This window comes from Salinihabitans flavidus (assembly GCF_900110425.1).
In the GTDB taxonomy this organism is placed as follows: domain Bacteria; phylum Pseudomonadota; class Alphaproteobacteria; order Rhodobacterales; family Rhodobacteraceae; genus Salinihabitans; species Salinihabitans flavidus.
This window is the reverse complement of the sequence record NZ_FODS01000080.1, coordinates 1-1223: the sequence shown is the minus strand read 5'-3', so window position 1 is coordinate 1223 and position 1223 is coordinate 1. Positions and strand designations below refer to the sequence as shown.

The following is a 1223-nucleotide window of genomic DNA, read 5'->3' as shown; positions in this document are numbered from 1 at the left end:
CCACCCGCGAGTAATGGTCCTCCATCCGCAGCTTCTCGATGATCGGGGCCAGCCGCGAGACACCCCGCGTCTGCCCGTCGCGCAGCTTGTCGAAGAAATGCAGCACCTGCGGGCGGCCCGTCCGCCGCTCGCGGGCCACCGCCTTCCAGGTATAGTCGCGCGCATCCGACCAGCCCTGGTTGCGGTGCCCCTGCCGGAAGTAATACCGCACCGCCGCGCCGTGCTTCGACAGCCCGATGCCGCCGCGCAGATAGGGCGTGTCGGAGGTGTCACCCGGATTACATAGCAGGTCCGGATCGACGATCCGCAGCGTGGTGTGGGTGGCGCGCCGGCGGCGCCAGGCGACCAGCGCCAGCGCCTCGCCCTCGGTCAGATAGGTCCGGTAGGCGGTGCCGAACATCTGCGGCACGGTCTGCGCCCGCGTTACATCGGCCATCTTGCGCGGATCTTCGGCATAGGCCCGCCAACGCGCCTCGATCTGCGCCTTGAACTCTGCCGCCCACTCCGGATCGAGCCCGAGCGCCTTCCAATCCGGCTTGAGGATCGGCCGGAAATTGGCGCCGATGACCGCATCCACCTCCTTGGCGATCCCGCCCGCGGCCCAGCCGTTGTTGCGCGCCAGATCCCGCGCCCGGCTGGTGATCTTGTCGCGCGCGCCGAGCACCTCGGCATCGGCCGCCCGCTGCGGCGGGTTGAAAGAGGCGAGCGTCTCGACCGTGGGATCACCCGCGATATAGGAGGCCCCGCCCCCCATGCCCGGATTGCGCAGCGCCGCCTTGGCCCGCCGCGCCTTGTTGGAAATCAATGGTACCGGCATCAGAACACCACCCTGCGCGACATACGCGCGACATCCTGCCCGAGCTGGCGTTTGAGAACGGCGATATAGCGCCGCAGTTCGGGCGCGCGGGCGCGGGTGAACTTCTGGCGGTGACCCTCGTAGTCGGCCTCCACCACCGCCTCGCCAATCATCAGCGCATGCAGCGCCGCTTCCGCCTCCGCAAGCTGCGCCTGCAAGGTTGCCTCGTCAGCCATTCAACACCTCTGAAAGTGACTTCTTGCGCGCCGATCGGCGCGGTTTGGGCTCAGGCGCGCTCACCACCGGCACCTGCCCGTCGAAAAGATCGGGCTGGCTGCCGGCCGCCGGCGCGGCGCGCTCCGCCTCCAGCAGATCCCACTGATCGTCCGACATCGAGGTCCAGCCCTTCCGGATCGCCCCGGCCTCG

General features: G+C 69.1%; 2 protein-coding genes and 1 pseudogene. All 3 read right to left on the bottom strand.

The window, feature by feature from the left end; translation table 11 throughout:
* Window positions 1-817: phage portal protein (locus BMW66_RS19895; RefSeq protein WP_139196345.1), on the bottom strand; the 817-nt coding region annotated here is incomplete at its 3' end.
* The gene (gpW, locus tag BMW66_RS19890; protein WP_093120901.1) at window positions 817-1032 is read right to left on the bottom strand and encodes a gpW family head-tail joining protein; all 216 of its coding nucleotides are present in this window, start codon (window positions 1030-1032) and stop codon (window positions 817-819) included. The genes gpW and BMW66_RS19895, both read right to left, overlap by 1 nt.
* A pseudogene (locus BMW66_RS20470) lies at window positions 1025-1223 on the bottom strand (hypothetical protein); the annotation flags it as partial. The gene gpW and the pseudogene BMW66_RS20470, both read right to left, overlap by 8 nt.